We start from the raw sequence: 8085 nt of genomic DNA, 5'->3' as shown, positions 1-8085 counted from the left end.
CCGCAGATCAGCCTCATCCTCGGCCCGTCGGCGGGCGGCGCGGTCTACTCCCCCGCGCTGACCGACTTCATCGTCATGGCCGACGGCACGTCCAACATGTTCATCACCGGCCCCGACGTCATCCGCGCGGTCACCGGCGAGGACGTCGGGTTCGAGGAGCTGGGCGGCGCGACCACGCACAACACCCGCTCCGGCGTCGCGCACTACATGGCCTCCGACGAGGACGACGCGCTCGACTACGTCCGGTCGCTGCTGACCTACCTGCCGCAGAACAACCTCACGGACCCGGTGACGTTCGACCACGAGACGGACCTCGAGGTGAACGAGACCGACGAGGAGCTGGACACCCTCCTGCCCGACTCGGACAACCAGCCGTACGACATGCGCACGGTCCTGGAGCACGTGCTGGACGACGGTGTACTTCTCGAGGTGCAGCCGTTGTACGCCCAGAACGTGCTCATCGGGTTCGGCCACGTGGAAGGCCACCCCGTCGGGATCGTGGCGAACCAGCCGATGTCCATGGCCGGCACGCTCGACATCAACGCCGCCGAGAAGGCCGCCCGCTTCGTGCGCACGTGCGACGCGTTCAACCTCCCCGTGCTCACGTTCGTCGACGTCCCGGGCTTCCTGCCGGGCACCGACCAGGAGTGGAACGRCATCATCCGGCGCGGCGCCAAGCTCATCTACGCCTACGCCGAGGCCACCGTCCCGCTCGTCACCGTCATCACCCGCAAGGCGTACGGTGGCGCGTACATCGTCATGGGCTCCAAGCAGCTCGGTGCCGACGTGAACCTGGCCTGGCCCACCGCGCAGATCGCCGTCATGGGCGCCGGCGGTGCGGTGAACATCCTGCAGCGCGGGGCATTGAAGTCCGTGGCCGAGGCCGGCGGCGACGTCGAGGCGGAGCGCCGACGCCTGACCGCGGAGTACGAGGAGGCGATCGTGAACCCCTGGGACGCCGCCGACCGCGGCTACGTGGACGCGGTGATCGCCCCGGCGAAGACCCGCTCCGAGATCACCAAGGCCCTGCGCCTGCTGCGCACCAAACGCGCCAGCCTCCCCCCGAAGAAGCACGGGAACATCCCCCTATGAGCGAGCACCAGCACGACGAGCACGGCGGGCACGACGACCCGGCGCACGGCCCCGAGCCGCTGGTCGGCATCGACGCCACCGACCTGCACGCCGCCGTCGCAGCGCTCTCCGCAGCCCTGCACGGGTACGTCGACGCCGCGGTGGGCGTCCGCGCCGAGTTCGGCTCGACCGAGGCCGACGAGGACCCGCGCATCCTGGTCCTGGAGTCGGAGATCGGCGGCCTGAACGCGCGGCTGTACGACCTGCTGCACGAGCGCCTGGGCGTGCACGCGGACCTCACGGGCATGTCGTGGGGCGAGGACGAGCACGGCGACGCGGACGCCCCACGCAGCGACGCCGAGATCGACACGTTCCACCTCGGGTTCGTCGTCGGACCTCCGCCCGGCACGTCGGACCTGTCCCTGGAGTCCGTGCTGGACCTGGTCGAGCAGGGGGGTGCCGAGCTGGCGCAGCGCCTGGTCGACGCCGGGTTCGAGGTCGGCGAGTGGGGTGCGTCCCGCGGTGCGGCCGTCGAGTTCGAGGAGGACCTCGAGGAGGCCGACGACGAGGACGACGACGGCGACGTGACGGGGCTGACGTGACGGAGCGCGACGCGCACGTGCAGGTGGTCCGCGGCACGCCGGACGACATGGAGCTCGCGGCACTGGTGGCCGGGCTGATGGCCGCCGCGTCCGAGCGTGCGCGGCTGGCGGAGGTCACCGACCGCGCGGTCGCGGCTCCGTGGGCGGACCGCAGGCGCACCATGCGCGGCTCTCGTGTCGTGCTGCGTCCGGGCCCGGACGTGTGGCGCTGGAGCCTGCGCGGCTGACCCGGAAAGCGCTCCGACCGCGGCGGTACCGACGAGTAGGGTCGTGCGGGTGACAACGACGCCCACCACCCCGAGCGCGCCGGCCGAGCGCGCAGCCTCCCCGATCGACACGATCGCGGAGACCTACATCGCCCAGTACGCGACCCTCGACCCGCTCGGCGCCACCGCCATGGGGATCGCCGGTCACGACGCCGAGATGACCGACCTCTCGCCCGCCGGGCTCGACGCCCGAGGAGCTCTCGCCCGCGACACGCTGCAGATCCTCGACGGCGTGGCCCCGACCGACGAGATCGACGAGATCACGCTCGCCGCCATGCGCGAGCGCCTCGGCCTCGAGGTCGAGCTGCACGAGGCCGGCGAGTTCCTCCGGGACCTCAACAACATCGCCTCGCCCGTGCAGGGCCTGCGCGACATCTTCGACATCATGCCCACGGGCGACGTCGAGGCCTGGTCCAACATCGCCGCCCGCCTCAACGCGCTCCCGGGGGCGGTCGACGGCTACATCGAGTCCCTCCGCCTCGCCGCGAGCACCGGCAACGTCGCCGCCGTGCGGCAGGTCGAGGAGTGCGCCCGCCAGGCCGCCGAGCAGGCCGACCCCGAGAGCTCGTTCTTCACCACGTTCATCACCGGCGAGGCCGTCGACTCCGTGCTCGACGAGTCCGCCGCGTGCTCGCTGGTCCGCGCCGAGCTGGAGCACGGCGCCACCGCCGCGCGCAGCGCCTACGCGACCCTGGCGGCCTTCCTCAAGGACGAGCTCGCCCCGCAGGCCCCGCAGGAGGACGCCGCCGGACGTGCGCGCTACGCCCTGTGGTCCCGCGCGTTCCTCGGTGCCGCCGTCGACCTCGAGGAGACCTACCAGTGGGGGCTCGAGGAGCTCGCCCGCGTGGTGGCCGAGCAGGAGGCCGTCGCCACGCAGATCGCCGGTCCGGGCGCCACGGTCGAGCAGGCCGTCGCCAAGCTCGACGAGGACCCGGCACGCACGCTGCACGGGACGGCAGCGCTGCAGGCCTGGATGCAGGAGACGTCCGACGCGGCTATCGACGCCCTCAACGGCACGCACTTCGACATCCCTGTCCCCGTGCTCACACTCGAGTGCAAGATCGCCCCGACGCAGAGCGGTGGCATCTACTACACCGGTCCCAGCGACGACTTCAGCCGCCCGGGCCGCATGTGGTGGTCCGTGCCGCCGGAGGTCACCACGTTCAACACGTGGCGCGAGAAGACGACCGTCTACCACGAGGGTGTCCCGGGGCATCACCTCCAGGTGGGGCAGGCCGTGTTCGAGCGCGCGACGCTCAACACGTGGCGCAGGCTGGCCTGCTGGACGTCGGGCCACGGCGAGGGCTGGGCCCTGTACGCCGAGCGCCTGATGGCCGACCTGGGCTTCCTCGACGACCCGGGCGACCGGCTCGGCATGCTCGACGGCCAGCGCATGCGGGCGGCCCGCGTGGTCTTCGACCTGGGCGTGCACCTCGGTCTGGAGGCCCCCGAGGAGTGGGGCGGCGGCACGTGGGACGCCGACAAGGGCTGGGAGTTCCTCAAGGCCAACGTGAACATGCCCGAGGCGTTCATCCGCTTCGAGTGGAACCGGTACCTGGGCTGGCCCGGTCAGGCTCCCTCGTACAAGATCGGCCAGCGCCTCTGGGAGCAGACGCGCGACGCCGCTGCGGCGAAGGCCGAGGCCGCCGGTGAGGAGTTCGACATCCGCGCGTTCCACGCCCGGGCGCTGAGCATGGGCTCGCTGCCGCTGGACGTGCTGAAGACCGCGTCCCCTTCGTGCGTCTGTCGCGTCAGACGATGAGCGTGGAGCCGTACTTGGCGAGGACCGCGACGGCCAGCAGGACGATGAGCGCGGCGGTGACGAACCAGTCGTTGCCGTGCGCCACGAACCGGCGAGCGGCCGGTCCCCACCGACCCGGGAAGGTGATCACTCCTTCGCGTACGTTCAGCCGGGTCAGCCCGGCCCACACCAGCGTCGTCGTCACGGTGATGAGCAAGCACCACGGGCACAGGGCCTTGATGACGAAGAACGCCTCGAAGAACAGCCACCAGGCGAAGAGGAAGCCGAGCGTGTAGATCGCCTGCGCGCAGAGCATGTACCAGCGCGGGAACCGGACGCCGCCGGCGATGGCCACCGCCACGGTGATCACCACGGCCTCGGCGGCGATGCCGAGGTACGCGTTGGGGAAGCCGAACAGCTGCGCCTGCCAGCTCCTGGCGACCGTGCCGCAGCTGATGACCGAGTTGAAGTCGCACGCGAAGGTGGCGTTCTTGTCCGCCGCGAGCGCCAGTGCCTCGATGGAGAGCACGAACGACGCCAGCAGCCCGAAGAGGCCCGAGACGGCCATCTCGATCGCGGTGCGCGTCCGCCACGTCTGGCTCGGGGGCTCGAGCAGGTCGGGGTCGGGATCGACCTCGAGCTCGTCGAGCTCGTCGAACTCGTCGACGGCGACGTCGCCCACCTCGCTCGACGGCCTCGTCGTGTCAGCCACGGTGTCTCCTTGCGTCCCTCGTGGTCCCGGACCGGCGGTACCGCCCGCCGCGCCCGACCACCCGCGCGCCCATTGTGCCTCGCGGAACTGTGCCACGACCCAGGACCTTCGGACGACCGACGAACTAGGCTCCCCACCCGTGACCCGTCTGCTGCTCGCCTCCGCCTCCCCCGCCCGCCGCGCCACCCTGCTCGCCGCGGGGATCGACCCGCTGGTCGCCGTGTCGGACGTCGACGAGGACGCGGCGCTCGCCGCGGCCACGGCCCGGTTCGGGGCGCTCGACCCGGCCGACGCGGTGCTCCTGCTGGCGCAGGCGAAGGTCGAGGACGTGTCCCGGAACCTGCCCGAGGAGCTCGAGGACGCCGACGACCTGCTGCTGCTCGGCTGCGACTCGATGCTCGAGCTGGACGGCCAGATCTTCGGCAAGCCCGCGGACGCCGCCGAGGCGACGGCCCGGTGGCGGGTGATGCGCGGGCGGTCCGGCGTGCTGCACACGGGGCACTGGCTCATGGACGAGCGGGACGTGCCGGCGATGCTCGGGGCGACGTCGTCGACCACCGTGACCTTCGCCGCGCTGTCCGACGAGGAGATCGACGCCTACGTCGCTACGGGCGAGCCTCTGTCCGTGGCGGGTGCGTTCACGGTCGACGGCCTCGGCGGCCCGTTCGTGGATCGGATCGAGGGCGACCACCACGGCGTCGTCGGGCTGAGCCTGCCCCTGCTGCGCGAGCTGCTCGGCGAGGTCGGAGTGACCATCCCGAGCCTCTGGAACAAGTCCTGACCTAGGTCCCAGGGAGGACCCTGGGGGCCACGTCACGATGTTCACGTGAGCCAGCCCGCAAGGTTCACCGGGTCCGGGTAGGCCGGGACCGCCCAGGGCACCCAAGGACTCATCATGTCGACCGTCTCGAACCCCCGCTTCGTCCGCCTCGCCGGACTCCTCTCGATCATCGCCGGCGCGGTCTTCCTCGTCGCCGGCGCCGTCACCTGGAGCCAGGTGTCCAGCCACCTCGCCGCAGAGAACATCACGGTCTCCGACGACGCAGCCGCCTTCGGTGGCGAGGCAGTGAACACCCCGTGGGAGGCGTTCGCCCAGGCGGACATCATCAACCACCACGCTCTGACCGCGACCGACGGCAAGACCTACGCCGAGCTGGACAAGGAAGACCCGCTGCGCGCCGTCGCGATGAACGGCTCGTTCCTCCGCGCCTCGCTCTTCACCTCGGTGGTGGCCTTCGGTGTCGCCGCCCTGGTCATGGGCATCGGCGTCGTCTTCGGCCTCATCGGCTTCGCACTGCGCCAGGTGGCGCCGGCCACCGCCGCCGTCGTCAAGGACGACAACGCGCTCGCCGCGGTCTGACGACCTCACCGCACACCGAGAGAGCCCGGTCCCCCAGGGGGCCGGGCTCTCTCGCGCTTGTGCCCACCGGACAACCGCGCAGCCGCAGAGCGGTCATCGCGCCCGCGTCGCCTGAGGATCCCTACAAACGACCGCCCTAGACGGTTGGCCGGATCGACAATCTTGGTGAGGCACGGGCGACGGGCGAGGGTCCGGAACGCCCCGGGCGTTACGGTGAGCCGTGCCCGCCATCTCCAAGGTCCTCATCGCCAACCGCGGTGAGATCGCCGTCCGCATCGCCCGAGCCTGTCGCGACGCCCGGATCGGCTCTGTCGCCGTCTACGCCGACACCGACCGGGAGGCGCTGCACGTGCGCGTCGCCGACGAGGCGTTCGCGCTGAATGGTGCTCGCGCGGCCGAGACGTACCTGGACATCAACAAGCTGCTCGACGTCGCCCGGCGCTCCGGTGCCGACGCCGTGCACCCCGGCTACGGGTTCCTGGCGGAGAACGCCGGCTTCGCCCAGGCGGTGCTGGACGCCGGCCTGGTCTGGATCGGTCCCCCGCCGTCGGCCATCGACGCCCTCGGGGACAAGGTCAGCGCGCGGCACATCGCCCAGCGTGCGGGTGCCCCGCTGGTCGCCGGCACCTCCGACCCGGTGGCCGGCGTCGAGGAGATCCACGCGTTCGTCGCCGAGCACGGCCTGCCCGTCGCCATCAAGGCGGCGTTCGGCGGTGGCGGCCGCGGCCTGAAGGTGGCCCGCGAGTCGGGTGAGATCGACGAGATGTTCGAGTCGGCCACCCGGGAGGCCGTCGCGGCGTTCGGGCGCGGCGAGTGCTTCGTCGAGCGGTACCTCGACCGACCGCGCCACGTGGAGACGCAGTGCCTGGCGGACCAGCACGGCACGGTCGTCGTGGTCTCCACGCGCGACTGCTCGCTGCAGCGCCGGCACCAGAAGCTCGTCGAGGAAGCACCCGCACCCTTCCTGACGGACGCGCAGAACACCCAGCTCATCGAGTCGTCGAAGGCGATCCTGCGCGAGGCCGGCTACGTCGGCGCCGGCACGTGCGAGTTCCTCGTCGCGGCCGACGGCACCATCTCGTTCCTCGAGGTGAACACGCGCCTGCAGGTCGAGCACCCGGTCACCGAGGAGATCAGCGGCATCGACCTGGTCCGCGAGCAGCTGCGCATCGCCGCCGGCGAGCCCCTGGGCTACGACCACGTGGAGACGCGCGGCCACTCGATCGAGTTCCGGATCAACGGCGAGGACCCGGGCGCGGGCTTCCTGCCGGCGCCGGGGCGGATCGCCACGCTGCGGTTCCCCTCCGGCCCGGGGGTCCGCGTCGACTCCGGCGTGGTCGAGGGCGACAGCGTGTCCGGGCTGTTCGACTCGATGATCGCCAAGCTCGTCGTCACCGGCGCCGACCGCCCGCAGGCCCTCGCCCGTGCCCGTCGCGCCCTCGCCGAGCTCGAGGTCGTCGGCATCCCGACGGTCGTCCCGTTCCACCGCGCGGTCCTGGACGCCGAGGCCTTCGCGCCCGCCGACCCGGCGCAGCCGTTCTCGGTGCACACCCGCTGGATCGAGACGGAGTTCGCGGAGACCGTCGCGGCCCTCGCCCCCGCCGCCCCGCAGGAGGAGGACGACGAACCCGCGGCGCTGGAGCGCGTCGTCGTCGAGGTCGGCGGCAAGCGGCTCGAGGTCGTGCTGCCCGCGGCGCTCGCGCTGGGCCGCGGCCCGAGCGGTCCCGGTCGCGGCTCCAGCGGACCGGGCGCGCGCCGTCCGGTGCGCCGGACCGCCCGCACCAACGGAGGCAGCAACGGCACCACGCTCGCCTCGCCGATGCAGGGCACGATCGTCAAGGTCGCCGTGGCCGAGGGCGCGCTCGTGGCCGAGGGCGACCTCGTCGTCGTGCTCGAGGCCATGAAGATGGAGCAGCCGCTGGTCGCGCACCGCGCCGGAACCGTGACGGCCCTGACCGCGGGCGTCGGGTCGAGCGTGAGTGCCGGCACCGCCATCTGCGAGATCGTCGGCTGACGATCCACCACCCACGACTCCCCGGCGACGGCTGGGTGGAGTGCGCCTGCGGGCGCCGGCACTGGGGCCTGCACGGTGCGGCGGGGCTGCTGCTCGTCCGGCGGGACGCCGAGGGGAAACCGCTGGCCGTGGTGCTGCAGCACCGAGCGCTGTGGAGCGACCAGGGCGGCACGTGGGGGGTACCCGGCGGCGCGCGGATGCCCGGCGAGACCGCCGAGGACGCCGCCCTGCGCGAGGCGGAGGAGGAGGCGGGCATCGACCGCCAGGGCGTCCGGCTGCGCGAGTCGCGGGTGCTCCAGCACCCCGACTGGTCCTACAC

Annotated in this window: 9 protein-coding genes; 8 read left to right on the top strand and 1 reads right to left on the bottom strand. The window is 72.3% G+C overall.

Annotated elements, in window-relative coordinates; genetic code table 11:
* The 4 genes from AC1DUQ_RS18325 to AC1DUQ_RS18310 all read left to right on the top strand — a co-directional run.
* Nucleotides 1-1092 (top strand): acyl-CoA carboxylase subunit beta (locus AC1DUQ_RS18325; RefSeq protein ID WP_477074297.1); only part of this gene is annotated, 1092 nt, incomplete at its 5' end.
* Nucleotides 1089-1673, top strand: coding sequence for a hypothetical protein (locus AC1DUQ_RS18320; protein ID WP_477060342.1), 585 nt, complete (start codon nt 1089-1091; stop codon nt 1671-1673). The genes AC1DUQ_RS18325 and AC1DUQ_RS18320, both read left to right, overlap by 4 nt.
* Complete coding sequence (locus AC1DUQ_RS18315; protein ID WP_477060341.1) at nt 1670-1900, top strand: acyl-CoA carboxylase subunit epsilon; 231 nt, start codon at nt 1670-1672, stop codon at nt 1898-1900. Before AC1DUQ_RS18320 ends, AC1DUQ_RS18315 begins: the two co-directional genes overlap by 4 nt.
* A 49-nt stretch (nt 1901-1949) precedes the next feature.
* Entirely contained in the window at nt 1950-3701 is a 1752-nt protein-coding gene (locus tag AC1DUQ_RS18310) for a DUF885 domain-containing protein (protein ID WP_477074296.1), read from the top strand.
* Here AC1DUQ_RS18310 and AC1DUQ_RS18305 read toward each other — a convergent pair.
* A complete protein-coding gene (locus tag AC1DUQ_RS18305) occupies nt 3691-4392 on the bottom strand; it encodes a vitamin K epoxide reductase family protein (RefSeq protein ID WP_477060339.1) in 702 nt (233 codons plus the stop codon). The two genes, AC1DUQ_RS18310 and AC1DUQ_RS18305, sit on opposite strands and share 11 nt — an antisense overlap.
* A 139-nt stretch (nt 4393-4531) precedes the next feature.
* Here AC1DUQ_RS18305 and AC1DUQ_RS18300 point away from each other — a divergent pair, with 139 nt between their 5' ends.
* From AC1DUQ_RS18300 to AC1DUQ_RS18285, 4 genes are all read left to right on the top strand, one after another.
* The gene (locus tag AC1DUQ_RS18300; RefSeq protein ID WP_477060338.1) at nt 4532-5173 is read left to right on the top strand and encodes a Maf family protein; all 642 of its coding nucleotides are present in this window, start codon (nt 4532-4534) and stop codon (nt 5171-5173) included.
* A gap of 114 nt (nt 5174-5287) precedes the next feature.
* Entirely contained in the window at nt 5288-5752 is a 465-nt protein-coding gene (locus AC1DUQ_RS18295; protein ID WP_477060337.1) for an aromatic ring-opening dioxygenase LigA, read from the top strand.
* A 220-nt stretch (nt 5753-5972) separates the two neighbouring features.
* Nucleotides 5973-7766 carry an acetyl/propionyl/methylcrotonyl-CoA carboxylase subunit alpha gene (locus AC1DUQ_RS18290; RefSeq protein ID WP_477074295.1) on the top strand — a complete coding sequence of 598 codons (1794 nt, stop codon included), beginning with the start codon at nt 5973-5975 and terminating at the stop codon, nt 7764-7766.
* A gap of 35 nt (nt 7767-7801) precedes the next feature.
* A partial coding sequence (locus tag AC1DUQ_RS18285; protein ID WP_477074294.1) for an NUDIX domain-containing protein occupies nt 7802-8085 on the top strand: 284 nt, incomplete at its 3' end.

The organism is Cellulomonas sp. P4_B5_2 (assembly GCF_056402235.1).
Note: the sequence above shows the minus strand (reverse complement) of the source record. Positions and strands in the feature narration are given on the sequence as shown.